General features: G+C 63.3%; 25 protein-coding genes. 13 read left to right on the top strand and 12 right to left on the bottom strand.

Annotation, left to right across the window (positions count from 1 at the left end; genetic code table 11):
• Positions 1-5: 5 nt before the first annotated feature.
• Positions 6-782 (bottom strand): 23S rRNA (adenine(2030)-N(6))-methyltransferase RlmJ, encoded by a 777-nt coding sequence (locus V3C85_RS18755; protein WP_331797059.1) that lies wholly within the window; start codon positions 780-782, stop codon positions 6-8.
• Between the two features lie 250 nt (positions 783-1,032).
• Between V3C85_RS18755 and V3C85_RS18750 the strand changes: the two genes are divergently transcribed.
• Positions 1,033-1,530, top strand: a complete 498-nt coding sequence (locus V3C85_RS18750) for a hypothetical protein (RefSeq protein WP_331797057.1) — start codon at positions 1,033-1,035, stop codon at positions 1,528-1,530.
• A 45-nt stretch (positions 1,531-1,575) separates the two neighbouring features.
• Here V3C85_RS18750 and V3C85_RS18745 read toward each other — a convergent pair whose 3' ends face one another.
• The 4 genes from V3C85_RS18745 to V3C85_RS18730 all read right to left on the bottom strand — a co-directional run bounded on the left by V3C85_RS18745 (position 1,576) and on the right by V3C85_RS18730 (position 4,726).
• Positions 1,576-3,219 (bottom strand): CTP synthase, encoded by a 1,644-nt coding sequence (locus V3C85_RS18745; RefSeq protein WP_331797055.1) that lies wholly within the window; start codon positions 3,217-3,219, stop codon positions 1,576-1,578.
• 136 nt (positions 3,220-3,355) lie between these two features.
• Positions 3,356-3,715 carry a preprotein translocase subunit SecG gene (gene secG / locus V3C85_RS18740; RefSeq protein WP_331797054.1) on the bottom strand — a complete coding sequence of 120 codons (360 nt, stop codon included), beginning with the start codon at positions 3,713-3,715 and terminating at the stop codon, positions 3,356-3,358.
• 125 nt (positions 3,716-3,840) lie between these two features.
• Positions 3,841-4,236: a DUF6524 family protein gene (locus V3C85_RS18735; RefSeq protein WP_331797052.1), complete on the bottom strand. Its 396-nt coding sequence runs from the start codon at positions 4,234-4,236 to the stop codon at positions 3,841-3,843.
• 91 nt (positions 4,237-4,327) lie between these two features.
• Positions 4,328-4,726, bottom strand: coding sequence for a VOC family protein (locus V3C85_RS18730; RefSeq protein ID WP_331797050.1), 399 nt, complete (start codon positions 4,724-4,726; stop codon positions 4,328-4,330).
• A 119-nt stretch (positions 4,727-4,845) separates the two neighbouring features.
• Between V3C85_RS18730 and V3C85_RS18725 the strand changes: the two genes are divergently transcribed.
• Both V3C85_RS18725 and V3C85_RS18720 read left to right on the top strand, forming a co-directional pair.
• The gene (locus tag V3C85_RS18725) at positions 4,846-6,138 is read left to right on the top strand and encodes an adenylosuccinate synthase (RefSeq protein WP_331797048.1); all 1,293 of its coding nucleotides are present in this window, start codon (positions 4,846-4,848) and stop codon (positions 6,136-6,138) included.
• A gap of 21 nt (positions 6,139-6,159) precedes the next feature.
• Positions 6,160-6,393, top strand: a complete 234-nt coding sequence (locus V3C85_RS18720; protein WP_331797046.1) for a DUF2842 domain-containing protein — start codon at positions 6,160-6,162, stop codon at positions 6,391-6,393.
• Between the two features lie 106 nt (positions 6,394-6,499).
• On the opposite strand, the gene V3C85_RS18715 is transcribed toward V3C85_RS18720, so the two are convergent.
• Positions 6,500-9,082, bottom strand: a complete 2,583-nt coding sequence (locus V3C85_RS18715) for a hypothetical protein (protein ID WP_331797045.1) — start codon at positions 9,080-9,082, stop codon at positions 6,500-6,502.
• 139 nt (positions 9,083-9,221) lie between these two features.
• Here V3C85_RS18715 and V3C85_RS18710 point away from each other — a divergent pair, with 139 nt between their 5' ends.
• The gene (locus V3C85_RS18710) at positions 9,222-9,890 is read left to right on the top strand and encodes a thiamine diphosphokinase (protein ID WP_331797044.1); all 669 of its coding nucleotides are present in this window, start codon (positions 9,222-9,224) and stop codon (positions 9,888-9,890) included.
• Here the strand turns inward: V3C85_RS18710 and V3C85_RS18705 are convergent.
• Entirely contained in the window at positions 9,860-10,828 is a 969-nt protein-coding gene (locus tag V3C85_RS18705; RefSeq protein ID WP_331797042.1) for a DMT family transporter, read from the bottom strand. The genes V3C85_RS18710 and V3C85_RS18705 overlap by 31 nt on opposite strands.
• A 146-nt stretch (positions 10,829-10,974) precedes the next feature.
• Between V3C85_RS18705 and V3C85_RS18700 the strand changes: the two genes are divergently transcribed.
• Complete coding sequence (locus V3C85_RS18700) at positions 10,975-11,610, top strand: gamma-glutamyl kinase (protein WP_331797040.1); 636 nt, start codon at positions 10,975-10,977, stop codon at positions 11,608-11,610.
• Positions 11,611-11,616: 6 nt separating this feature from the next.
• Here V3C85_RS18700 and V3C85_RS18695 read toward each other — a convergent pair whose 3' ends face one another.
• The gene (locus tag V3C85_RS18695; protein WP_331797038.1) at positions 11,617-12,996 is read right to left on the bottom strand and encodes an L-serine ammonia-lyase; all 1,380 of its coding nucleotides are present in this window, start codon (positions 12,994-12,996) and stop codon (positions 11,617-11,619) included.
• Between the two features lie 195 nt (positions 12,997-13,191).
• Here V3C85_RS18695 and rpiA point away from each other — a divergent pair, with 195 nt between their 5' ends.
• From rpiA to V3C85_RS18670, 5 genes are all read left to right on the top strand, one after another.
• The gene (gene rpiA / locus V3C85_RS18690; RefSeq protein ID WP_331797036.1) at positions 13,192-13,977 is read left to right on the top strand and encodes a ribose-5-phosphate isomerase RpiA; all 786 of its coding nucleotides are present in this window, start codon (positions 13,192-13,194) and stop codon (positions 13,975-13,977) included.
• Between the two features lie 94 nt (positions 13,978-14,071).
• Positions 14,072-15,508: an FAD-dependent oxidoreductase gene (locus V3C85_RS18685; protein ID WP_331797034.1), complete on the top strand. Its 1,437-nt coding sequence runs from the start codon at positions 14,072-14,074 to the stop codon at positions 15,506-15,508.
• A gap of 89 nt (positions 15,509-15,597) precedes the next feature.
• Positions 15,598-16,782, top strand: coding sequence for an FtsH protease activity modulator HflK (gene hflK, locus V3C85_RS18680; RefSeq protein WP_331797032.1), 1,185 nt, complete (start codon positions 15,598-15,600; stop codon positions 16,780-16,782).
• Entirely contained in the window at positions 16,782-17,663 is an 882-nt protein-coding gene (gene hflC / locus V3C85_RS18675; RefSeq protein ID WP_445942042.1) for a protease modulator HflC, read from the top strand. Before hflK ends, hflC begins: the two co-directional genes overlap by 1 nt.
• Positions 17,660-17,854: a DUF2065 family protein gene (locus V3C85_RS18670; RefSeq protein ID WP_331797030.1), complete on the top strand. Its 195-nt coding sequence runs from the start codon at positions 17,660-17,662 to the stop codon at positions 17,852-17,854. Before hflC ends, V3C85_RS18670 begins: the two co-directional genes overlap by 4 nt.
• Before the next feature lie 4 nt (positions 17,855-17,858).
• Here the strand turns inward: V3C85_RS18670 and V3C85_RS18665 are convergent, their stop codons facing one another.
• Both V3C85_RS18665 and V3C85_RS18660 read right to left on the bottom strand, forming a co-directional pair.
• Positions 17,859-18,560, bottom strand: coding sequence for an FG-GAP repeat domain-containing protein (locus tag V3C85_RS18665; protein ID WP_331797028.1), 702 nt, complete (start codon positions 18,558-18,560; stop codon positions 17,859-17,861).
• The gene (locus V3C85_RS18660) at positions 18,560-18,883 is read right to left on the bottom strand and encodes a 2Fe-2S iron-sulfur cluster-binding protein (protein ID WP_331797026.1); all 324 of its coding nucleotides are present in this window, start codon (positions 18,881-18,883) and stop codon (positions 18,560-18,562) included. Before V3C85_RS18660 ends, V3C85_RS18665 begins: the two co-directional genes overlap by 1 nt.
• 117 nt (positions 18,884-19,000) lie before the next feature.
• Here V3C85_RS18660 and V3C85_RS18655 point away from each other — a divergent pair, with 117 nt between their 5' ends.
• From V3C85_RS18655 to V3C85_RS18645, 3 genes are all read left to right on the top strand, one after another.
• On the top strand, positions 19,001-19,411 hold the full coding sequence (locus tag V3C85_RS18655; RefSeq protein WP_331797025.1) for an OB-fold nucleic acid binding domain-containing protein: 411 nt from the start codon (positions 19,001-19,003) through the stop codon (positions 19,409-19,411).
• 126 nt (positions 19,412-19,537) lie between these two features.
• The gene (locus V3C85_RS18650) at positions 19,538-20,083 is read left to right on the top strand and encodes a peptidoglycan-binding domain-containing protein (protein ID WP_331797024.1); all 546 of its coding nucleotides are present in this window, start codon (positions 19,538-19,540) and stop codon (positions 20,081-20,083) included.
• Entirely contained in the window at positions 20,080-20,730 is a 651-nt protein-coding gene (locus V3C85_RS18645; RefSeq protein WP_331797023.1) for an HD domain-containing protein, read from the top strand. The genes V3C85_RS18650 and V3C85_RS18645 overlap by 4 nt, the downstream gene beginning before the upstream one ends.
• 67 nt (positions 20,731-20,797) lie before the next feature.
• Here the strand turns inward: V3C85_RS18645 and V3C85_RS18640 are convergent, their stop codons facing one another.
• Together V3C85_RS18640 and trpE are read right to left on the bottom strand one after the other, a co-directional pair.
• On the bottom strand, positions 20,798-22,276 hold the full coding sequence (locus V3C85_RS18640) for a DegQ family serine endoprotease (RefSeq protein ID WP_331797022.1): 1,479 nt from the start codon (positions 22,274-22,276) through the stop codon (positions 20,798-20,800).
• A 153-nt stretch (positions 22,277-22,429) separates the two neighbouring features.
• Positions 22,430-23,938, bottom strand: a complete 1,509-nt coding sequence (gene trpE / locus V3C85_RS18635; protein ID WP_331797021.1) for an anthranilate synthase component I — start codon at positions 23,936-23,938, stop codon at positions 22,430-22,432.
• Positions 23,939-23,960: the final 22 nt, after the last annotated feature.

Here is a 23,960-nt window from a genome sequence, read left to right as displayed (position 1 = left end):
CGCCGTCAAAGCCTGTGGAAATGGGCGCCGAGGTGTTTGGCCTCGGCTTCCAGCCCGAAGGGCGGGTTGATGATGAACATCCCCGACCCTGTCATCCGGTGGCCTTCGCGCGCGGGGGGGAAGCTGACCTCATGCGCCAGGGCACCCGGATGGGCGGCCTTGAGTGCGCGCACCATCGGGAAATGCGGATGACCCGCCAGGATGGGATACCACAGCGCGATGATGCCCACGTTCCACTTGCGGGCAATCTGGCCGATGACGCGGGGCAGGGTTTCGTAATCGGTCTTGATTTCATAGCTGGGGTCGATCAGCAGCATGCCCCGGCGCGGGGTGGGCGGGCAGATCGATAGGGCCTTGGCCAGCCCCTCCTCGCGGTAGACATGCGCGCCAAAAGGGCTGGTGGCATAGTCGAGGGCGGCGTGTTCCTGCGGGTGCAGCTCGCACAGATGGATGGTGTCGGTTTCCCGCAAGATATGGCCCGCGATCAGGGGGCTGCCGGGATAGGCATCGGCACCCCGCTCGGCCCGCGTGGCGGCAATGGCGCGGGCATAGGGGTGGGATTTGGCAAACCAGCTTTCGGCGCGGGCGATGCCCATGGCGGCCTCACCGGTCTTGATGGCCTCGGCAGCATTCAGATCATAAAGCCCGCGCCCCGCATGGGATTCCATGTAGGTGAGCGGTTTGTCTTTCTGGATCAGATAGTTGAGCACCCATGCGAGCACCGCATGCTTGTGCACATCGGCGAGATTTCCAGCGTGGTAATGGTGTTGGTAGGAGAGCATGGACAGGGGTGTACAGGAGTTGGTGGGAGGGGGGAAGGTCCGTGACGTAAGTTTAGGCTCGCCTACACTGACCGCAAATTTTGTCTTGTTAATGCGACAAGGTTTCCACCAACTAACTCACTCAAAAAGGAGGGCACTGGGGAGCTCCAGTGTTCAGAGTTCTGAATCTTCTTACTTGACATTCGCTGAACGTCTTCACACGTTTGGCAAGAATGTCAGAATTCCACCCGTGTATCCAAGGAACTAAACTTTGGAAAGTGAAAAAACGCCGATTTGGAAAAGCTCAAAGTTTGAGGCTACAAAAGCGTTTTCTGATTTTATTGCATTTCACGTTCGAGTTCAATTTTTGATATTTGGCGCTTTTTTGCTTCTAGCGCCCGGAATTGTTGAGATCAACATTGCTTTGAGAAATGGTACAGCTTATGCGTCGCCATTGCGCATTTTTGATTTAATTGCAGTTTTTTGTTTTTTTGTGTACGCTATTGTACTTTTCAAAAAAACACTGAGTGTTGGCTTGCTTTATTTGAAGGTGCATTTTACTTCCAAAGAGCTTACAATTGTACGCAGGGCAACATGGTTTATCGTTGCGGCCATTTTTGTCTCGTGTGAAATACTCTTAACAATAGCACTTCAAATTACCTCGTTTTTAAAGAGTATGGAGATTTTTGGCGTAAGCTGGTCTGAAATAGTGCCCTTCGGAGAAAGGATTTGGTCAGACGCCTGCTTTGTATGGCAAAAAAATTGTTAAACAAACAAATATATTTGAATAATTATTAAAATCTTTGCGGTCACCTCACACCAACCTTGCCCCTTCAATCGCCGCCCTTACAAAATCCGCGAACAGGGGATGCGGCGCGAAGGGTTTGGATTTCAGCTCGGGGTGGAACTGGACGCCGATGAACCACGGGTGGTCCTTGACCTCGACGATCTCGGGCAGGCGGCCATCGGGGGACATGCCGGAAAAGATCAGGCCGCATTTTTCCAGCTGTTCGCGATACTGGATATCCACCTCATAGCGGTGGCGGTGGCGTTCCTCGATCACCGGGGTGCCATAGATGCGGGCCACGGCCGAGCCATCTTTCAGGTTGGCGGTATAGGCTCCAAGGCGCATGGTGCCGCCCTTGTCATCGGTGGATTTGCGCCGCACGGTGTGGTTGCCCTGCACCCATTCCTTGAGGTGATAGACGACGGGGGTAAAGCGGCGCTCGCCGGCTTCGTGGTCAAACTCCTCAGAGCCTGCGTTTTGCAGGCCAACCAGATTGCGCGCGGATTCGATGACGGCCATCTGCATGCCAAGGCAGATGCCCAGATAGGGGATCTTCTTTTCGCGCGCGAATTGCGCGGCCTTGATCTTGCCTTCGGTGCCGCGTTCGCCAAAGCCGCCGGGCACAAGGATGGCGTTGAAGCGTTCCAGATGCGGGGCCGGGTCTTCGCGTTCGAAGATTTCGGCATCAATCCATTCGGCGCGCACCTTGGTGCGATTGGCCATGCCGCCATGGGTCAGCGCCTCGGCGATGGATTTATAGGCGTCTTCAAGCTGGGTGTATTTGCCCACGATGGCCACACGCACCTCGCCTTCGGCATGGGTGATGCGGTCCATCACATCTTCCCAGCGGGTCAGGTTCGGCTTGGGCGCGGGCGAGATGCCGAAGGCATCCAGCACCGCCTGATCAAGGCCCGCGCGGTGATAGGCCAGCGGCGCCTCGTAGATGGTTTTCAGATCATAAGCCGGGATCACCGCATCCTTGCGGACGTTGCAGAACAGCGCGATTTTTTCGCGTTCTTTCTCGGGGATCGGGTGTTCGGACCGGCAAACCAGCACATCGGGGGCAAGGCCGATGCTTTGCAGTTCCTTGACCGAGTGCTGGGTGGGTTTGGTTTTTAATTCGCCGCTGGCGGCCAGATAGGGCAGCAGCGTCAGGTGCATCAGGATCGATTGGCCGCGCGGGCGTTCGTGGATGAACTGGCGGATGGCTTCAAAGAAGGGCAGGCCCTCGATATCGCCGACAGTGCCGCCGATTTCACACAGCATGAAATCAACCTCATCCGCGCCGATGCGCAGGAAGTCTTTGATTTCATTGGTGACATGGGGGATCACTTGGATGGTTTTGCCCAGGTAATCGCCGCGGCGTTCCTTTTCCAGCACGTTGGAATAGATGCGCCCGGACGAGATGGAATCGGTCATGCGGGCATGGACGCCGGTAAAGCGTTCGTAATGGCCAAGGTCGAGATCGGTTTCGGCGCCATCATCGGTGACGAACACCTCGCCATGTTCAAAGGGCGACATGGTGCCGGGATCGACGTTAAGATAGGGGTCAAGCTTGCGCAGACGCACCGAATAGCCGCGCGCCTGCAACAGCGCGCCAAGCGCCGCCGAGGCCAGGCCTTTGCCAAGCGATGACACCACCCCGCCGGTGATAAAGATGTAACGCGCCATTGGGGTCTCCCGTGAATCGATTCGGATCGGTGGAATCGCAGCACCACGGGAGTCAGGCAATACCCGAGGCAAAGCCTTATGGCAACAGCACCGCTAGATGCTGTTCAGGCGCAGGGCCGCGAAACAACGGATGGTATCAGTTTTCCGCCTTGGGCGGGGTCAGCGGCGCATCGGCCGGGGCCGGGGGCAGCAGATCGGTGCCGGTGGGCGCGGGTGCCGCGTCGGGGGTGACGGGCGGTGCGCCGATCTGGTCGATCACCGACGAGGTACCGGCATCCGAGGCGGCCAGAATGGTCAGCGCGATCGAGGTGCAGATGAATGCCGCGGCGAAAACCCAGGTCAGTTTCGTCATCACATTGGCCGCCGTGCGGCCCGACATGGCGCCACCACCGCCGCCACCCATGCCAAGGCCACCGCCCTCGGACCGTTGCAACAGCACGACCCCGATCAACAGAAGGGCAAGGATCAGGTGGATGGTCAGGATGACATTTTGCATGAAGACGCTCTTTTTCCGGCTTGCGGGCCTATCTAGGCGGATGGCAGCAAAGGTGCAAGGGCGAAGGCGCGCCTTGGGTGACAGGCGGGGGGCTGGCGTGGTTTTGGCGGTGGTTTTGGCGGGGGTCAGCCGTCGATTTCATCGACGCTGGCCTGACCCGACATCTTTTGGCGCAGGATCGACCAGGACAGGCCGATCCCAAGGATCAGCGACAGCGCGAGGATGCCAAGCCAGAGGTTCAGGCTGCGGTCTTGCAGGCTGAGCATCCCCCAGTCGTGCAGCACCCAAAGCCCCGCGCCAAAGATGGCGGCGACAAGGATGATGCCAAAGGCCCCGATCGAGCGCAACGTGGCAACGACATAGATCATGTAGCCCACGGCCAAAAGCAGCCCGAGAAACACCGCCAGCGCCGTTTGTTGGCCGAAATTGGCCTGCGCCCAGACCAGATAATTCCACTGTGTCGGGTTGAAGGTGGCGGTCAGCAGGGCAAAGGCCCCGATCCAGCGCAGCAGAACGCCCATGTCACACACCCTTTCGCATCGGCCCGGAACGCCGCCAAACTACCAATCGCCGCGGCGCTGTCCAGTTGTTTGCAGGCCAAAGCGCCGCCTGTCAGCTCGGGGAAGGCCCCGTGGGGGCGGTGCAGACGGCCGACAGCTTGTTGCCATCGGGGTCGCGCAGGTAGCAGGCGTAGAACTGCGGGCCATAGGGGCGCAGGCCCGGCGCGCCTTCGTCGCGGCCCCCATGGGCGAGGCCCGCGGCATGAAAGGCATCGACAGCGGCGCGGCTGGCGGCGTCGAATGCGGGCATCGTGCCATTGCCCGCGGTGGCGGTCTGGCCGTCAAAGGGGCGGGTCAGCCACAGCCGGGCCCGCGAATCGCCCGCGCTGGCATAGCCGATCTCGTCTTCGTGCGTGGCGTAGCGGTGCAGGCCCAGCGGGGCCAGAACCGCATCATAAAAGGCGGTGGCGCGGCCAAGGTCATTGGTGCCAAGGGTCAGATAGAGCAGCATGGCCGATCCTGTTGTGTTTGCGGGTCTGATTTGCGGCGGGCAAGCATTTAGCGGTTTAATCCTGACCCGCCTGTCGCTATAGGGTGCGCGGTTTCTCTTCCGATGCAAGGACCGAAAGCATGGCCAATGTAGTTGTCGTGGGCGCCCAGTGGGGCGACGAGGGTAAGGGCAAGATCGTCGATTGGCTGTCTGAACGCGCCGACATCGTCGCGCGCTTTCAGGGCGGGCACAATGCGGGCCATACTTTGGTCATTGATGGGAATGTCTACAAGCTGAGCCTGCTGCCCAGCGGCATCGTGCGCGGTGGCAAGTTGTCGGTCATCGGCAATGGGGTGGTGCTGGACCCTTGGGCGCTGCTGTCGGAAATCGAAAAGCTGACCGGGCAGGGGGTTGAGATCACGCCCGACAATCTGATGGTGGCCGAAAACACGCCGCTGATCCTGCCGATCCATGGCGAGTTGGACCGGGCGCGGGAAGGCCAGACCGGGGTGGCCAAGATCGGCACCACTGGGCGGGGCATCGGGCCGGCCTATGAAGACAAAGTGGGCCGCCGCAGCGTGCGCGTGGCCGATCTGGCCGATGAGGCCACGCTGGATCAGCGGATCTCGCGCCTGCTGACGCATCACAACGCCCTGCGCGCCGGGCTGGGGCTGGAGCCGATCGACGTGGCCGCGCTGAAGGCGCAGTTGATGGAGGTGGCGGCCAAGGTGCTGCCCTATGCCAAGCCGGTGTGGAAAGTGCTGCATGAGGCGCGGCGCGCGGGCAGGCGCATCTTGTTCGAAGGGGCCCAAGGGTCGCTTTTGGATGTTGATTTCGGCACCTATCCTTATGTCACCTCGTCCAACACCCTTGCCGGGATGGCGGCCACGGGCACGGGCCTTGGGCCGACGGCAGTGGATTTCGTTCTGGGCATCGTCAAGGCCTATACCACCCGCGTGGGCGAAGGCCCGTTCCCGACCGAGTTGTTTGACGAAGACGGTCAGCGGCTGGGCGAGCGGGGCCATGAATTCGGCACCGTCACCGGGCGCAAGCGGCGCTGCGGCTGGTTCGATGCGGTTCTGGTGCGCCAGACCTGCGCCACCAGTGGTGTGTCGGGCATCGCGCTGACCAAGCTGGATGTGCTGGACGGGTTCAAGACGCTGAAAATCTGCACCGGCTATGAATTGGATGGCGAAGTGCTGGATTATCTGCCGACGGCGGCCAATCTGCAGGCCCGCGTCACGCCGATTTACGAAGAGATGGAAGGCTGGAGCGAGTCGACCGCTGGCGCCCGGTCCTGGGCCGATCTGCCGGGGGCCGCGATCAAATATGTGCGCCGGATCGAAGAGTTGATCCAGTGCCCGGTCGCGCTACTTTCCACTTCACCCGAGCGTGACGACACCATTCTGGTCACCGACCCGTTCGCGGATTGATCTGACGACAGGGGGTGACGGATGGCGCTGAGTTACAAGACCCGCAAGCGGCTGGCCGTTCTGGTGCTGGTGCTGGGGTTGCCGCTGTATATTGCGGCGGCGCTGTTCGTGGTCAGCCTGTTTGAACGGCCCTCGATCTGGGTGGAATTTGCCGTGTATGTGGCCCTGGGTTTTCTTTGGGCCATTCCGCTGAAATCGGTGTTTCTGGGGGTGGGCCAGCCCGACCCGGATGATGATGGCCCCGCGCGCGACTAGGCGCGGTTTGATCTGTCAGTCCTGCAATGAAAACAGGCGGAGCGTTGAACGCTCCGCCTGTCTTTTGGGGCCTTGATGGCAGCCTCGGCCCACTGTTCGAAATCTGTTACCCGGCGATCTTGCGGGCCTCGGCCAACACGGCCGAGCTTTCGCTGAGCGCAAACTGGCCCCGGCGGCTTTTCTCGATCCGGCCTTCGCGCAGAAGAACGCCAAAGCTGCGCAGGCTGTCTTCGCGCTGAACATCGCTTTGGCTTTCGGCGACATAGCGCAGAAGCTGGGGGCGGGTAAAGCTGTCACGGCCCTCGACGCAGGCGATATAGGCCGCTGCGGCCTCGATCATGTCGCCCAGTTCGGTGGCGCCAAGGCGGTCGGCGAATTCGGCAAAGCTGTAATTGCCAAAGATGTTGCCGGCGCTGGTGTCGTCGTCGTCCAGAACCTCGTCCTCATCTTCATCGTCCAGATCGGCGATCATGGCCGGGGCCGCCGCGGCGCTGCCGGTGCGCATCGGGCGGGTGGGCTGCACGGTGGCGGCGGGCTGTGCCGCCGGTGCCTGCGGGGTGGGGGCCGGGCGGTCGATGCGCTGTTCCGACACCAGCACCAGCGGGGCCGGGCGGGGGCCAGAGGGGGCACCGGTCTGGCCGGGCGGCACGGCCTTGGCCAGATCGCTGCGATAGGGTTCAAGGCGGCCGTCTTCGTCACGCGGCTTGTCGCCGGTGATGCGGCGTTCGGCCAGAGTGGCGGCCACGGCGGCCTTGAGATGCGCGATGGCCGACTGGCGGCGGCGCGTCTCGGGGCCGGCCATCTGGGTCGAGGCTTCGGCCATCAGGCGGCTGACCGCTTCGTCCCCATTGGGGCTGAGACGGTTGATTGCAGCGCCTTGATCCGGGCGGCTGGGGGGGGTGGTGCCTGCCAACGCCGCGAGTTCGGCGGCAAGGGCGGCTTCGGCCTCATCGCTGAGGCCAGAGGCGGCGGGTTTGGCGCTGTTGGTCTGGGTGTCGGCCTTTGGGGTTTTGGTCGCTGCAGGTGTTGCGGCGGTTTCGGCGCGACGCACGCGGATGACGCGGGCACGGGCGCGTTGCAGCTTTTCCAGGCTGATCGGTTCTGCGGGTGTTGCAGGGGCCGCGGGGCTTGCGCCCAGATCGGTCAGGGCCGTCGGGCGTTCGCCCTGGCTTTCGGCCACGGGGCGCACCGGACGCACCGGGCGCACAGGGCGCGGCGTGACAACAGCCGGTTCTTCGGCGGTGGTGTCGTCGTTGGTGGCGGGGGCTTCGGCCACAGGCTCTGCCGCCGGGGCGGGCTGGTCGGCTTCGGCTTCGGCTTCGGCAACAGGCTCGGCTTCGGCCTCAACTTCAACCTCGGCTTCTGCTTCTGCTTCGGCCATGGGGGCTGCGTCGTCTTCGTCCTTGTCTTCCACCGGTGTTTCGGCTGCGGCGCCAATCACGTCTTCTTCGGCGTCATCGGCCACGTCGATCAGGTCGGCCAAAGGCTCGGCTGCCTTGACCGGCGCGGGGGCGATCACATCGCCAGACAGCGCGGCCCGGATCGAGTCGAGATCGGCAAAGCCTTCGTCGACAGTGGATTCAACGGGGGCCGGGTCGGCGCCTGCATCGTCGGCCTCGGGGTCGATCATATCGGCCAGGCTGGCTAGGAACGACTCGTCGTCGTCTTGAGCGGCGGTGTCGGCCTTGGGGGCGGGCTGTTCTACCGGATCTTCTGACACCTGTGTTTCAGGCTCGGCGTTTTCAGCTTTGGCGCTGTCTTCGGCGGGGGCAAAGATCAGGTCTTCGTCTTCATCCGGGGCGGCGGCCGAAAGTTCTGCGCCAAGGTCAGGCGCGCCCATGATCGAGGCCTCGCCCATGACGGCTTCGGCCTCTTGCGGCTCGGCCACCTCTTCTACGATCTGCACCGAGGGGGCGTCGTCGGCTGTGGCAAGCGGCTGGTCCGGTGCGGCGTCTGCCACAGGTGCCGCTTCGGGCGCAGGGTCAATGTCGGTCTGGGCGTCGGTCTGATCCTCTGGCAGCAGATCTTCGGCCTCAACCTCGGGGGCCGAGGGGGCGGCATCTTCTGGCAAAATATCGTCCATCGCTTGGGCGGGCACAGCCGTGGCTGCGGCGTCAAGCGGTTGATCGTCTTCGTAATCGGTGTCTGCTGCGGCAACCGGGGCGGCAACCGGGGCTGCAACCGTGGCGGCCACGGTGGGGGCGGCGGCCGTTGCGGCCTGACGCAACCGCGACAGTTTTTCGGCCACGGACGAGGCCACAGAATCATCGGTTGCGGCCAGTTTCGGTGCCGGTGCAGTGGTTTGCGCGGCCGAGGCGGCGGGCATGGTGACGCGCGGCATCGGTTCGGGCTGCGACGGGGTGGGGGCGGCCAGTTCGGCGCGCGGCGCAGGGCCAGGGCGTGGGCCAGACTGTTGGCCAGGCTGGGCGGCATCGCCTTCGGCGCGCAGGATCACGCCGTTTTCCTGAATCTTCGCCTCGACCCGACGCTGGATTTCCCGCTCGGCAATCTTGTGCAGCATGGCTGCATCGGGCTGCGGCGGTTCGGCCCCGAAGTAACGGTCCTCGGCGGCGAGGTCTCGGAAGTATTCCGCAATGGCCTTCATCGTATTGAACGGGTCGTCAAACCCCTCCAATGTGCAGGAGAAGGTGCCATAGGACACTGTAAGGATCTTACTCGCACCAGTCATGGCTGCTCGCTTTCTGCCAATTCAGATAACCCTTTGTTGCTTGCCACCCGTACAATTCCGTGGGCAGAACGGGTTAATTTGAAGGAATGATTGTGGCGGTCCCCCTGTGGATTTGCCTCAATTGGGAGACAGTATCGGTATGAATCAGGCAATTGTCGAATCTTCACATGGGGTGACGCTGGTCGGGGGCGCGCCTGTCAGCCCGGCATTGTTTCGTTTGGCGCAGCAAAGGGCGCCGACAGTTGTTGCCGCAGACAGCGGGGCGGATCGCTGTCTGAAGCTGGGGATCACGCCCGAAGCGGTGATTGGCGATATGGATTCGATCTCGGCCCCGGTGCGCCAGCGGCTGGCGGGGCGGGTGCATCAGATTGCCGAACAGGATTCGACCGATTTCGACAAGGCGCTGCGGTCAATCCGCGCGCCCTTTGTGCTGGCGGTGGGGTTTGTGGGCGCACGGGCCGATCATGAGCTGGCGGCGTTTAATGTTCTGGTGCGGCGGCCTGAGCTTTGCGTGATGCTGGGCCCCCAGGATGTGATCTTTCATCTGCCCCGGCGGTTCGAGATGGCGATGGTGCCGGGCGACCGGTTCAGCCTGTTTCCGCTGGCCCCCGTCACCGGGCGCAGTCAGGGGCTGGAATGGGCGATCGACGGGCTGGAGTTGTCGCCTGCCGGGCGCACCAGCACGTCAAACCGGGTCAGCGCACCGCAAGTGGAGATAGAGGTATCGGGGCCTGGGATGCTGGGCATCGTGCCGCGCCGCCGGCTGGACCAGGTGCTTCAGGCGCTTTTGGCCTGCTCGGGGGTCTGATCGGCATGGGGGCCGGGGCCGGCGCTTTCGGTCACGATCCTTTGGCGGGCGGTCACCCTCTCGCGGTGGATGATATACAGGCCCGAGGCCACGATGATGGCAATGCCCGACCATGTCAGCGCATTGGGGAAATCGTCAAAGATCCAATAGCCCAAGGCCACGGCGGCGACGATTTCAAGATAATGCAGCGGGGCAAGCGTGGCCGAGGGCGCGAATTTCAGCGCATAGGTCATGCAGATGTGGCTGATCGCGCCCCAAAAGCCCACACCAAACAGCCACAGCCATGCCAGACCCACGGGCCAGACCGGATCAAAATCGGCCCAACCGGTGCCTTCGGACAGGATCATCACCGGCAGGCACATCACCACGCCCGTCCAGGCGGTGTGGAACTGCATGGCGACGGGGTGCATATAGCCCGATACGGCGCGGGTTGAGAGCATGTAGAAGGCAAAGAAGAATGCCGTGCCCAAAGGCCAGAGCGCAACGGCGCCAAAGGTGACAAGCGAGGGCTGGATCACCAGAAGCGCGCCCAGAAACCCCACGGCCGAGGCCGCGATGCGGCGTGGCCCGACCTCGTCCTTGAACAGCAGGCGGCCCAGGATCAGCAGGATGAACGGTTCGACAAAGGCGATGGCCAGCGCATCGGCCACGGGCATCACCGAAATGGCCGCGACAAAGGAAAAGGTCGAAAAGATCAGGAACAAGGCGCGCAAGCAGATATGGCCAAGCGCCCGCAGCGGCAGGCGCAGCGTCAGGCCCATGGCCAGCACCACCGGCAGCATCAAGGCAGCCTGCACCGCAAAGCGTGCGGTCACGATCTGGGCCACGGGGATGGTGGCGGATGCCAGTTTTGACGCCACGTCCAGCAAGGGCGCAAGCATGCAAAAGGCCAGCATCAGAATGACGCCGGGAAGGATACGGTCGGGTTGGCGGGTCATGCGCCTTGGCTACGGCCTGCGGGCGCTTTGGTCCATCGCAAAAACGACACATCGGCGGCCGAAGTGACGGGGGCTGCCGCTGGCAGGTCTTGTCGGGGCGCGGTGCAGTGCTTAGGCTTTGGGCACAATGGCATAGGGGGGCAAGGGTGCTGGTCCTGAAACAGGCGGGGCTGGTGTATCTGGCCAATCCCAAGACGGCGACGCAGGCTTTGCGCGCGATGCTGCGGCCCTATGCCGGGGCCACGCCGCAAGATACGGGCAACAAGCACATCAATGCCGGGGCCTATGATCGGCGGTGGCGGGCCAAGGTGACCCAGATCATCGGAGGCCGCGCTGAAACACTGGCCGTGATGCGTGAACCACTGGCCCATCTGGGCAGTTGGTATCGCTATCGGCAGCGCCCGGCGTTGCGAGGGCATGAAAACTCGACCCACGGGATCAGCTTTGCCGAATTCGTCGAAGCACGGCTGAGGGACGAGCCGCCGCCCTTTGCCCGGATCGGGCGGCAGGACCGGTTCCTGGGGTTCATGGATGCGGCGGTGCCGCCGGTGACCTATGTGTTCGATTACGACCGGCTGGATTTGCTGGTCTTGTTTCTGAATGACCGGCTGAAGGCCGATCTGGCGATGCCCACGCGCAATGTCTCGCCCGTTCTGGCGGGCGATGCGCTGGAGTTGCCGGCACCGCTGCTGGCCCGCCTGCATGAGGCGCATGCCGGGGAATTCGCGCTGTATCGGCAGGTGCATGACCTTGGGGTGCTGGAAAGCCCGCCCAAGGCCTGAGGCGCATCAGCAGTTGGGCACATTCACGGCAAGGCCGCCCAGGCTGGTTTCCTTGTATTTCTCGTGCATGTCGCGGCCGGTCTGGCGCATGGTTTCAATGCAGACATCCAGGCTTACAAGGTGCTGGCCATCGCCGCGCAGCGCAAGGCTGGCGGCCGAGATGGCCTTGATCGCGCCAAGGCCGTTGCGTTCGATGCAGGGCACCTGAACAAGCCCCTTTACCGGGTCGCAGGTCATGCCAAGGTGGTGTTCCAGCGCGATTTCGGCGGCGTTTTCCACCTGTTCGGGTGTGCCGCCCATCACGGCGCAAAAGGCAGCGGCGGCCATGGCGGCGGCGCTGCCGACCTCGGCCTGACAGCCGCATTCGGCGCCCGAGATGCTGGCATTGTGCTTGCACAGCCCGCCGATGGCCGCGGCGGTCAGCAGGAAGTCACCCACGCGGGCCGGGCTGGCACCCGGCACATGGTCAAGATAATAGCGGATCACCGCAGGCACCACGCCCGCAGCACCATTGGTGGGGGCGGTCACCACCTGCCCACCGGCGGCATTTTCCTCGTTCACCGCCATGGCATAAAGCGACATCCAGTCGTTGGTCGTATGGGGGGCGGTCATGTTCAGCCCGCGCTCGGCCATCAGCTTGTCATGGATGCCCTTGGCGCGTCTGCGCACTTTCAGGCCGCCGGGCAGGATGCCTTCGCCTTCCATCCCGCGCGAGATGCAGTTGTTCATCACCTCCCAGATCCGGGCCATGCCGCGATCAAGTTCGGCGGGGCTGCGATAGCGCAGTTCATTGGCGCGTTTCATCGCGGCGATCGACAGCCCGCTTTCGGCGGCCATGCGCAGCATTTCGGCGGCGGTGTCGAACGGATAGGGCACATCGGCGCGGGCCGATTTGCGGCTTTCCCCGGCCTCGGCCAGTTCGGCCTCGGTCAAGACAAAGCCGCCGCCGATGGAATAATAGGTTTCTTGCAAGATCACATCGCCCTGCGCATCGGTGGCGCGCAGGATCATGCCATTGGCATGGCCGGGCAGGGCGGGGCCATAGTCAAAGGTCAGGTCACGCTCGGGGTCAAAGGCCAGCGGGCCAAGGCCGGGCGGGGTGATCTGACGATCGACCCTGATCTGATGCAGGGCGGCTTCGGCCTTGGTGGCGTCATAGGTATCGGGCACAAAGCCCGCCAGCCCCAGCATCGTGGCGCGGTCTGTGGCGTGGCCGACCCCGGTAAAGGCCAGCGATCCGTGCAGCGAGGCGCGCAATCCGTGGGCATGAAAGGGCGAGCCGCGCAGGCGGTCAAGGAATTTGGCCGCCGCCACCATCGGCCCCATTGTGTGGCTGGACGAGGGGCCGACGCCGACCTTGAAGATATCAAAGACTGACAGGAACATGGGGCCTCCGCTGCACATGTCGGGCCACCATGGGGCAGATTTGCGAAAAGACCCATCCAGAAAACGACATTCGGCAACGCCAAGCGGCATGGGGTGGGGGGGGCGGTGTGGTGGCTGGAATTGCCCCCTTATGCCAAAGACGGGATTTGCCTATAAGATGGGGTGTGACTGCCCCCATCTGCCAAGGAATCGTCCATGCCTGCCGAGCTTTCCCCGATTGACAAGGCCAAGTTCCTGGCCGCCAAGCGCGCCACCGAATTCGTCGAGGATGGCATGAAGCTGGGCCTTGGCACCGGATCGACCGCTGCGTGGATGGTGCGCTGTCTGGCCGAACGGGTCCGGGAAGAGGATCTTCGGGTGATCGGGGTGCCGACCTCGGCCCGCACGGCGCAACTGGCGCGGCAACTGGGGGTGCCGATCACCACGCTGGACGAGGCGAAATGGCTGGACATGACGATTGACGGGGCCGATGAATTCGACCCCAACCTGAACCTGATCAAGGGGGGTGGGGCCGCGCTGTTGCAAGAAAAGATCGTGGCCACCGCCAGTGACCAGATGATCGTGATTGCCGATGCGGCCAAGGATGTGGCGCAGTTGGGGGCCTTTCCGCTGCCGATCGAGGTGATCCCCTTTGGCTGGCAGACCACCAAGGCGCTGGTCGAGGAAACGCTGGTCAGCCTTGATGTGATGAACCGCGATGTGACCTTGCGGATGAATGGCCCCAAGCCGCTGCTGACCGATGAGGGCAATTACATTCTGGACCTGCATCTGAAGCGGATCGGCAACCCGCGCCAGATGGCGCTGGTGTTGAACCAGATTCCGGGTGTGGTGGAAAATGGCCTGTTCATCGACATTTGCGACATCGTTGTGGTGGGCCATGCCGATGGGCGGGTGACGGTCAAGGATATCAACTCGGGCGAGGTTGAGGACGACCGGGTGGATTTCGTGCCGACCTCCAACATCTTTGCGGATATGGACTGACCTTCACAAAGCTGCGCCTTGGGGGCTGCCTGCTCTGGCCTTCATGGGCTGTGTGTGAAATATCTTGCCCCGTCTGCAATCGAGGGGGCTGTCCATGAGCTTTGATGTCGATCTTTTCGTGATCGGGGGCGGATCGGGGGGCGTGCGCGCGGCCCGGATGGCGGCGGCGACGGGGGCCAAGGTGGCCTTGGCCGAAGACAGCCGTCTGGGGGGCACCTGTGTGATCCGCGGCTGTGTGCCCAAAAAGCTGATGGTTTTCGCCAGCACCTTTCGCGACATGCCGACCGAGGCGCGGGCCTATGGCTGGGATATTGCCGATGGCGGCTTTGACTGGTCGGCCTTTCGCGGCAAGCTGCATGCCGAGCTGGACCGGCTGGAGGGGGTTTACCGGCGCTTGCTGGAAGGGTCGGGCGTGGTGGTTCACGACGCGCGGGCCCGTCTGGTTGATGCCCATACGGTTGCGCTTTCTGATGGCGGCAGGGTGACGGCCAAGCATATTCTGGTGGCCACCGGCGGGCGGCCCGAGCGGCCTGATCTGCCCAATGCCCATCTGGGGCTGGTGTCGGATGATGTCTTTTTGCTGGAAAAACTGCCCAAATCGGTGCTGATCATCGGCGGCGGATTCATTGCCTGCGAGATGGCCTGCATTCTGAACGGCCTTGGCGTCAAGGTGACGCAATTCTATCGCGGCGCGCAAATCCTGCGCGGCTTTGACGATGAGGCGCGGGGGCTGGTGGCCGAGGCGATGAAAGAGCAGGGGATCGACCTGCATCTGGGCACCAATATCGTCGAAATGGCCGAGGCCGCAGCGGTCAAGGGCCATGAGGCCGAGATGGGGGCCGATGTCTCGCAGATGGCCGATCTGCTGCCGAAATCGGGCGAAAAGGGCTGCCCGGTCTGGGTGAAATCGACCAACGGGCACGAGGCGGTGTTTGATGCCGTGCTGTTTGCGACCGGGCGCGCGCCCAATTCCACCGGTTTGGGGCTGGAAGATCTGGGTGTGGCCATCGGGCGGCGCGGCGAGATCGTGGTGGATGATTACAGCCAGACGGCCGTGCCGTCGATCTATGCCATTGGCGATGTGACCAACCGCGTGAACCTGACCCCGGTTGCGATCCGCGAGGGGATGGCCTTTTCGAAAACCGTCTTTGAGGGCGAGCCGACGCCGGTGGATCATGACCTGATCCCCGCGGCGGTGTTCACCCAGCCCGAACTGGGCACGGTGGGCCTGACCGAGGAGGCCGCGCGCGACCAAGAGCCGATCGAGGTTTATGCCACCAGCTTTCGCCCGATGCGCAGCGCCTTTGCCGGGGCCAATGCGCGGGTGCTGATGAAACTGATCGTCAGCCAGAAAACCCGCAAGGTTCTGGGCTGCCACATCGTGGCCCCCGAAGCGGGCGAGATGATTCAGATGGCGGCGATTGCGGTGAAGATGGGGGCCACCAAAGAGGACTTTGACCGCACGGTGGCCGTGCATCCGACCATGGCCGAGGAATTGGTCACGATGCGTGCGCCGGTGCGTCGCGGGTGACAGATACGATTGCTGGCCGCATTTGCTTGAAATCCCGGCCAGAATGACCAGTTATTGTGACGACAGAGAAAAAGAAGGGTAGCACAGGAATGGCGAGTGGAGGTCCCTGGGGTGGCGGTGGCGGCTCGGGCGGAGATGATCGCGGGAATGGGGGGCGTGATGACGACCGCCGTCCCGCCAATGGTGGTCGCAAGCCCGGTGACGGGTCGCAGATCCCTGAAATCGACGAGATCGTAAAGAAAGGCCAGGAACAACTGCGCGTCCTGATGGGCGGCAAGGGCCGTGGTGGCCCGCCAAACGGTGGCGGCGCTGGCCGTGGGCCGGATGGTCCGCGGATCACCAAGCAGGGCATCGCCCTTGGGGCCTTGGCGGCGGTGGCTGTCTGGGCTTATGCGTCCTTTTATTCGGTGCGGCCCGAAGAACGCTCGGTCGAGCTGTTCTTGGGCGAATTCAGCGCGGTGGGGAACCCCGGTCTGAACTTTGCGCCCTGGCCGTTGGTGACGGCGGAAATCGTTCAGGTGACGAACGAACGCCAGACCGATATCGGCATTGGCCGCGGCGGTGAAGATGGCGGGCTGATGCTGACCCGCGATCAGAACATCGTGGACATCGGCTTTCAGGTGGTCTGGAACATTTCCGACCCGTCGAAATACCTGTTCAATCTGGCCGACCCTGAAAACACCATCCGCGCCGTGGCGGAATCGGCCATGCGCGACATCATCGCCCGGTCCGAGCTGTCGCCCATTCTGAACCGCGATCGGGGCGCGATTGCCCAGGATGTGCGGACGCAGATTCAGGCGACGCTGGACAGCTATGATGCCGGTCTGGCCGTCATTCGTGTGAACTTTGAAAAGGCCGACCCCCCGCGTGAGGTGATCGACGCCTTCCGCGAAGTGCAGGCCGCGCAGCAAGAGCGCGACCGGCTGGAAAAGGAAGCCGATGCCTATGCCAACCGTGTGACCGCAGGGGCACGGGGTGAAGCCGCCCGGTTGCTGGAAGAGTCAGAAGCCTATCGTGCCCAGGTCGTGAACAACGCCCAGGGTGAGGCCAGCCGCTTCCTGTCGGTCTATGAGGAATATGTGAAAGCGCCCGAAGTGACGCGGAAACGGATGTATCTGGAAACGATGGAGCGTGTGTTCGGCGGCATGAACAAGGTCATTCTTGACGGTGTTCAGGGCGGCGAAGGCGGTCAGGGCGTCGTGCCGTTCCTGCCGTTGAACGAGTTGGGCCGCACAGGCCCGGCTGCCGCAGCCACGCAGGGAGGGAACAACTGATGAAAAGCCAAGTCGTTCTGCCTGTGATCGCCATCATCGCGGCCACGGCCTTGTCTTCGGTGTTCATCGTCGATGAACGCGAAAAGGCGCTGGTGCTGCAATTTGGTCAGGTCAAGCAGGTCAAGGAAACGCCCGGTCTGGGCTTAAAGATCCCGCTGATTCAGGAAGTCGTCACCTATGACGACCGTATTCTGGGCCTGCAGGGGCAACCGTTGGAAGTGACGCCGCTGGATGACCGTCGTTTGGTGGTGGATGCCTTTGCGCGCTGGCGGATCACCAATCTGGTTGATTTCCGCGAAGCCGTGGGTGCGGGCGGGGTGGATGCCGCCCAGACCCGTCTGGACCGTATTCTGAACGCCGCCATCCGCGAAGTTCTGGGTTCGGTGCCATCCAACCGCGTGCTGTCGGAAGACCGCACCAGCCTGATGAACCAGATCCGCGACCGCGCCCGTCAGGAATCGGCCGCGCTGGGGGTTGAGATCATCGACGTGCGTCTGACCCGCACCGATTTGCCGGATCAGAACCTGTCGGCCACCTTTGCCCGGATGCGGGCCGAGCGGGAACGCGAAGCCGCCGATGAAATCGCCCGTGGTGGCGAAGCGGCGCAGCGGGTTCGTGCCTCGGCCGACCGGACGGTGGTTGAGCTGACCTCGGATGCGCGGCGTCAGGCCGAAGTCATCCGCGGTGAGGCCGATGGTGAACGCAACGCGATCTATGCCGAAGCCTTTGGCCGCGATCCCGAGTTCTTTGCCTTTTCGCGCTCGCTTACCTCGTATGAGCGGGCCTTGCAGTCGGGCAATTCGTCGATCGTGATGAACCCGGATAGCGAATTCTTCAGCTATCTGCGCTCTGAACAGCCCCCGGTTGCTGCTTCGGAATGACCACGCTGATCCTGGCCATTGGGTTGGTCTTGGTGATCGAGGGGCTGGCGCTTGCGCTGGCCCCTTCGCGTATCGAGACTGTGCTGGCGATGTTTGCCGCACTGACGATTGATCAGCGGCGGCGGCTGGGGTTGATTGCCGTGGCCCTGGGCGTGGCGGTGGTGGCGATTGCCAAGACCCTTGCCGCCTGAGCCATCAAGGGCAGCGGCGTGCGGCCTGTATATCGGCGCCACGGCGCAGCGGGCCAAGGGCACGGGCCTGCGGGCCTGTCGCGCCCCACGTTACCTCGGTCACTTGTGACCAGTCGGCATTGGCCAAAATCAGGCTGTCGCGCCCGTTGCACCGGCGCAGGCCGCCCGAGATGACGTCATCGCTGATGCGGTGATTGGTGACGCCCTTCAGCCGGGCCAGTTCGATCAGCCTATCGCCGACAAGCCGCACAAACACCAGTTCGCGCGCCAGATGCGGGCGATCGACATAGGCAATCTCGATCTGGCCATCGCCATCGAAATCGCCCCATCCCGCGGGGGCCAGCCAGCGATGGGTCTGCCCGATATGCGCCGTGGCGGCCCGTTTGCCAGTGGCGTCGTAGATGGCCAAAGAGCCACCGGTGGCGATATCGGTTTCCACCACCATCACCTCGGGGCGGCCGTCGCCGTCGAAATCGCTCAAGCGCGCCTCGACATCCTCGAACACGCGGCTTTGGGGCAGGGTGACGCGCAGGCGCTGACCATTGGTCAGCCGCATTTCCAGCCCGCCCCATTCCAGCGCATCGCCCAGCACGCCGTGGTCATAGCGGTCGGTCGGCTGGATCAGCCGGGCCGAGGCAATGTCTTGTGCGGCCAGGGGGCTGGCCGCAAGGCATGCCAACACCAAGGCCGCTGCGATCTGGCGCATCAGATCTGCTTTTCGGGCATCTGCACGCGCAGGCCATCCAGCGCATCCGACACTTTCAACTGGCAGGTCAGGCGCGAGCGGACAGGATCGGGCTGGTAAGCGAAATCCAGCATGTCTTCTTCCATCGCGTCTTTCTTGGGCAGACGGTCAACCCATGCCGGATCAATATAGACATGGCAGGTTGAACAGGCACAGGCACCGCCGCAATCCGCCTCGATTCCCGGAATGCCGTTGTCGCGGGCCCCTTCCATCACGGTCAGGCCATTGGCCACATCGACAACATGTTCTTTGCCGCCAAATTCCACATAGGTGATCTTCGCCATCTTCAATCCTTTATCGTGTATTCAGGCCCTTTCGACCGACATAGGACAATTGCCACAGATTTGCCAGAGCCGCAGGAGGGGGTGGACAGAAGCGTGATATGTTCTATCTTTGTTCGCATGACCCCTGCACAAGATTTCCTCTCGCCCACCCCGCCGCCCAATACCTGGCCGCGCCCGCCTGCGGCGCTGCCTGCTGCGCGGTTGGTGGAACCGGGCGCTGGGGCGCGGGTCTGTGTGGCGGGGCTGGTGCTGGTGCGCCAGCGGCCCGGCACGGCCAAGGGGGTGATCTTTCTGACGCTGGAGGATGAGACGGGCACCTGCAATGTGGTGGTCTGGGCCAAGGTCTATGAACGCTTTCGCCGTGCGGTGATTGCGGGGCGGCTGTTGCGGGTGACGGGGCGGTTGCAACGGGATGCAGGCGTGGTGCATGTGGTGGCCGAGGTGATCGAGGATATCTCGCCTTTGCTGGACCAGTTGCTGGACCCGGCCTTTCGCCATGACGGCACAAGGGCCGCCGATCAGCCGTGATACGCAATGGTTGCGGCGCGGCCACGCCCTGCCGCCGCTGTTGCTGCGCTGGCTAGGCTGACAGGCGGCAATAGGCTATGGTCGGTGCAATGTCCCCAGACCAACCGGGGCCACAGCACAGGCAGCATGACGCGCAGCACGACCCTATTTCTGATGGCGGGCCTGCTTTTATCGGCCTGCAAAACCCCGGGCAGCTATGTGCCCGAGGCGCCCAGCCGTGCCAATCTGTCGGCTGAACTGATCCGACTGGACAGCCCCGGCCCACCACCCGGCCCCGAGGGGGCGTGTTGGGCGTCGGATATCACGCCTTTGGTGGTGGAAACCGTCAGCGAGCAGATCATGGTTGCGCCTGAAAAGATCGGGCCCGATGGCGCTGTCATTTCGCCCGCCCGGTTTCGCACCGAAACCCAGCAGCGCATCGTGCAAGAGCGCGAGGAAATCTGGTTCCGCGTGCCCTGTTCGCATGACTGGAACGTGGATTTCGTCGCCACCTTGCAGCGCGCGTTAAAGGCGCGGGGCTATTACCTTTTGCCGGTGACGGGCGGCTATGATGCGCCCACGCGCGATGCCGTGCACCGCTTTCAGATCGAGCGTGGTCTGGACAGCCCGCAGCTTTCGCTGGCGGCGGCGCGGGAATTGGGGATCGTCGCGGCAGATCGGGCCAGGTTGTGACCGGATATACCAACACCGGGCTGGCCGACCGTGCCTTGGCTTTTTTGCAGGCCGAATGGCAGGGGCAGGCCGATGCGGCGCATGATCTGGGCCATATCGCCCGCGTGCGGGCCATGGCGCGGCGCATTGCGCAAAGCGAAGGGCCGGTGGATGCCGAGGCGCTGGATCTTGCCTGCATTCTGCATGATCTGGTGAACCTGCCCAAAGATGCGCCAAACCGGGCTGCGGCCTCGCAACTGTCGGCTGATCGGGCGGGGTCGTGGCTGGCGGGGCAGGGCTGGCCGGGGGCGCGGGTGGCGCTTGTGACCCATGCCATCGCGGCGCACAGCTTTTCGGCCGGAATAATGCCCCAGACGATCGAGGCGCGGATATTGCAGGATGCCGACCGGATGGAGGCGCTGGGCGCCATCGGTCTGGCGCGGATGTTTGCGGTGGCCGGCGCCTTGGGGCGCGGATTGTTCGACCCGGCCGATCCGCTGGCCAAGGCGCGGGCGCTGGATGACAAGGCCTTTGCGCTGGATCATCTGGAAACCAAGCTGTTCCGCCTGCTGCCCCTGATGCAAACCGCAACAGGCCGGGCCATCGCAGAGCAGCGCGCTGGCTTTCTGCGCCAGTTCCGCGACCAGTTGCTGGCCGAATTGGCCTGAGGCCCCCAAAGGAAAACCGCCCGGCACCAAGGGCACCGGGCGGCTTTTCTGTCAGGCGTGGTGGGGCTTATTCGATGCCCAAGGCCACAAAGCGCGGATCACCGCCCCGGCGCACCAGCAGCAAGATGGACTTGCGGCCTGCATCCTTGGCCTCGGTGATGCGGTCTTGCAGATCTTGCAGGCGCAGGATCTTTTGCTGGCCGGCCTCGGTGATCAGATCGCCCTCGCGCAGGCCCTTGGCATAGGCTTCGGCCGCGACATCGACCTTCGAGACGACAAGACCTTCGGCATCGGCGGGCAGGCCCATCGATTGCTTCAACTCATCCGTCACCGGCGACAGGGTCAGGCCCAGAATTTCCGCCTCGGCCGGTTCGGCTGGCGCATCGGCCACTGCCGGGGTTGGCGTGTTCTCGGCCTCTTCGCGGCGGCCCAGCGTGACCGGAATGGTTTGCGTCTTGCCATCGCGCAGCACAACCACGGGCACAGCCTCGCCAATCGGGGCATCGGCCACGCGGCGGGTCAGATCGCGGGTATCGGCCACAGGCTGACCGGCAAAGGTGGTGATCACATCACCGGCGGCAATGCCTGCATCCTTGGCCGGGCCATCCGGCACATCCGTGACCAGCGCCCCCTTGGCCTCGGCCAGACCCATGGCTTCGGCCACATCCGGCGTCACGTCTTGGATGCGCACACCCAGCCAGCCGCGGCGGGTTTCGCCGAATTGCTTAAGCTGATCGACAACCTTGGTGACCACGTTTGACGCCATCGAAAAGCCAATGCCGATAGAGCCACCGTTGGGCGACAGGATCGCGGTATTCACCCCGATCACCTGACCATCCAGATTGAACAGCGGCCCGCCCGAGTTGCCACGGTTGATGGCGGCATCGGTCTGGATATAGTCGTCATAGGTGCCCGACAGCGCGCGGTTGCGGGCCGAGACGATCCCGGCCGAAACCGAAAAGCCCTGACCCAGCGGGTTGCCCATGGCCACGACCCAATCCCCCACCCGCATCAGATCGGAATTGCCGAACTGAACAAAGGGCAGCGGCTCGGGGCTTTCGACCTTAAGCAGGGCGATGTCGGTTTTCGGGTCGGTGCCCACCAGCTTGGCATCCAGACGCTTGCCCGAAAAGAACTCGATCTCGATCTCATCCGCGTTTTCGATGACATGGTTGTTGGTGACGATATAGCCGTCTTCCGAAATCACAAAACCCGAACCAAGGGCCTCGGACCGGCGGGGCGCATTGTCGGGGCCCTGACCGTTGCGATCCATGAAGTCGCGGAAGAAATCTTCAAACGGGCTGCCCTCGGGCACCATTGGCCCGCCCTGGGCCGGGGCCGACACCAGCGCCGAGGTGGTGATATTGACCACCGAAGGGCTGATCTGATCGGCCAGATCGGCAAAGCTTTCGGGCGCGCCGCGGGCAAAGGCCCCCTGCGCCTGCGCCAGCGTCATGGCCAGACCAAGACCCAGCGCCAGCAGGATAGACCTGCCACGGGCGCCAAGCGGATTGGTCCGCTGGATGGAAATCGCTTTGGGTTGCACTCCCGAACTCCTTTCGTATCAGGTGGGCCGTCGCCAAAGACAGACCCCGAAGCATGTCGCAGTCTTTATGTGTCGCGCGGGGAATGCAATGCAAACCCTGTTACGCTTCGTCAAAGCCTTGTGAAAGGACGGGAGCCACCGCGAGCGAACGGATCAGTTGTTTCCCGGCCCGGCAAAACGCCCCGCATCTTCGGCGGCACGGCGCAAAGCCCGCGACTTGTTGACGGTTTCCTGAAATTCGGCCTCGGGGTCGCTGTCATAGACGACGCCACCCCCGGCCTGAATATACAAGGTCTGGTCTTTGAGAACCGCGGTGCGCAGCGCGATGCAGAAATCCATTTCGCCATTCGCGGCAAAATATCCGACCCCGCCACCATAGACGCCGCGCTTTTCCGGCTCCAACTCGTCGATGATTTCCATGGCCCGAACCTTGGGCGCGCCCGAGACGGTGCCCGCGGGCAAGCCCGCCAGCAGGGCCGACAAGGCGTCTTCGCCATCCTGAATCTGGCCCACAACATTCGACACGATGTGCATGACGTGGCTATAGCGCTCGATGATGAATTTTTCGGTCGGGTGCACCGTGCCCACCTTGGCGACGCGGCCCACATCGTTGCGGCCCAGATCCAGCAGCATCAGATGCTCGGCCAGTTCCTTCTTGTCGGCCAGCAGATCCAGTTCCAGCGCCTTGTCTTCCTCGGGGGTGGCGCCGCGCGGGCGGGTGCCGGCAATCGGGCGGATCGTCACCTCTCCGTCGCGCAGGCGAACCAGAATTTCGGGGCTGGCCCCGATCACCTGAAAGGCCCCGAAGTTGAAAAAGAACATGAAGGGCGAGGGATTGGTGCGCCGCAACGACCGATACAGCGCAAAGGGCGGCAGTTCAAACCGCTGCGCCCAACGCTGGCTGGGCACGACCTGAAAGATGTCGCCCGCGCGGATGTAATCCTTGGCTTTCTCGACGGCGGCCTTGTAGCCATCCTTGGTGAAATTCGACTGCGGCTCGCCCACAGAGGCCAGTTCGCCCAGATTGCGCTGCGCGGCCGGTGCCCGGTCAAGATCGCGCAGGGCATCCATCACCCTCTCGCCCGCCTGGGCATAGGCGGCCCGTGCCGACAGGCCCGACGCGGCCCAGGCCGGGGCCACCAGCGTGACCTCTCCCTTGACGCCATCCAGCACCGCAATCACCGAAGGCCGCATCAGCACCGCATCGGGCACGCCAATCGGGTCGGGGTTCACATCGGGCAGATGTTCCACCAGCCGGATCATGTCATAACCCAGATAGCCAAACAGACCGGCCGAAACGGCGGGCATGCCATCGGGCATGTCGATGGCACATTCGCCGATCAGGGCACGCAGGGTTTCCAGCGGGTGACCGTCCAGCGGTTGAAAGGCATTCGCATCAAACCGCGCTTCGCGGTTGATCTGGGATTGCGTGCCGTTGCAGCGCCAGATCAGATCGGGCTTCAGACCCACAATGGAATAACGCCCGCGCACTTCGCCCCCCGTCACGCTTTCCAGCATGAAGGTGTCTTTATGCGCCTCGCCCAGCTTCAGCATCAGGCTGACCGGCGTATCCAGATCCGCCGCCAGCCGTGCCCAAACCAGTTGGTTCTTCCCCTGCGTCCAGTTGCGCTCAAACTCTTCAAACGAGGGTGACAGGATCATGGCTTGGGCTTTCAGGGGCAGG

Source organism: Pseudotabrizicola sp. L79 (genome assembly GCF_036553525.1).
Classification (GTDB): domain Bacteria; phylum Pseudomonadota; class Alphaproteobacteria; order Rhodobacterales; family Rhodobacteraceae; genus Pseudotabrizicola.
This window is presented reverse-complemented; position numbering and strand designations above follow the sequence as displayed.

Bases quoted from the DNA above. Each gene is read 5' to 3' on its own strand.
- hflC (WP_445942042.1), top strand. From the start codon at position 16,782: ATGAAAAGCCAAGTCGTTCTGCCTGTGATCGCCATCATCGCGGCCACG.
- V3C85_RS18695 (WP_331797038.1), bottom strand. From the start codon at position 12,996: ATGTTCCTGTCAGTCTTTGATATCTTCAAGGTCGGCGTCGGCCCCTCG.
- V3C85_RS18745 (WP_331797055.1), bottom strand. From the start codon at position 3,219: ATGGCGCGTTACATCTTTATCACCGGCGGGGTGGTGTCATCGCTTGGC.
- V3C85_RS18705 (WP_331797042.1), bottom strand. From the start codon at position 10,828: ATGACCCGCCAACCCGACCGTATCCTTCCCGGCGTCATTCTGATGCTG.
- V3C85_RS18650 (WP_331797024.1), top strand. From the start codon at position 19,538: ATGACGCGCAGCACGACCCTATTTCTGATGGCGGGCCTGCTTTTATCG.
- secG (WP_331797054.1), bottom strand. From the start codon at position 3,715: ATGCAAAATGTCATCCTGACCATCCACCTGATCCTTGCCCTTCTGTTG.
- V3C85_RS18685 (WP_331797034.1), top strand. From the start codon at position 14,072: ATGAGCTTTGATGTCGATCTTTTCGTGATCGGGGGCGGATCGGGGGGC.
- V3C85_RS18670 (WP_331797030.1), top strand. From the start codon at position 17,660: ATGACCACGCTGATCCTGGCCATTGGGTTGGTCTTGGTGATCGAGGGG.
- V3C85_RS18710 (WP_331797044.1), top strand. From the start codon at position 9,222: ATGAATCAGGCAATTGTCGAATCTTCACATGGGGTGACGCTGGTCGGG.
- V3C85_RS18665 (WP_331797028.1), bottom strand. From the start codon at position 18,560: ATGCGCCAGATCGCAGCGGCCTTGGTGTTGGCATGCCTTGCGGCCAGC.
- trpE (WP_331797021.1), bottom strand. From the start codon at position 23,938: ATGATCCTGTCACCCTCGTTTGAAGAGTTTGAGCGCAACTGGACGCAG.
- V3C85_RS18660 (WP_331797026.1), bottom strand. From the start codon at position 18,883: ATGGCGAAGATCACCTATGTGGAATTTGGCGGCAAAGAACATGTTGTC.
- V3C85_RS18720 (WP_331797046.1), top strand. From the start codon at position 6,160: ATGGCGCTGAGTTACAAGACCCGCAAGCGGCTGGCCGTTCTGGTGCTG.
- rpiA (WP_331797036.1), top strand. From the start codon at position 13,192: ATGCCTGCCGAGCTTTCCCCGATTGACAAGGCCAAGTTCCTGGCCGCC.
- V3C85_RS18655 (WP_331797025.1), top strand. From the start codon at position 19,001: ATGACCCCTGCACAAGATTTCCTCTCGCCCACCCCGCCGCCCAATACC.
- V3C85_RS18730 (WP_331797050.1), bottom strand. From the start codon at position 4,726: ATGCTGCTCTATCTGACCCTTGGCACCAATGACCTTGGCCGCGCCACC.
- V3C85_RS18715 (WP_331797045.1), bottom strand. From the start codon at position 9,082: ATGACTGGTGCGAGTAAGATCCTTACAGTGTCCTATGGCACCTTCTCC.
- V3C85_RS18725 (WP_331797048.1), top strand. From the start codon at position 4,846: ATGGCCAATGTAGTTGTCGTGGGCGCCCAGTGGGGCGACGAGGGTAAG.
- hflK (WP_331797032.1), top strand. From the start codon at position 15,598: ATGGCGAGTGGAGGTCCCTGGGGTGGCGGTGGCGGCTCGGGCGGAGAT.
- V3C85_RS18755 (WP_331797059.1), bottom strand. From the start codon at position 782: ATGCTCTCCTACCAACACCATTACCACGCTGGAAATCTCGCCGATGTG.
- V3C85_RS18735 (WP_331797052.1), bottom strand. From the start codon at position 4,236: ATGGGCGTTCTGCTGCGCTGGATCGGGGCCTTTGCCCTGCTGACCGCC.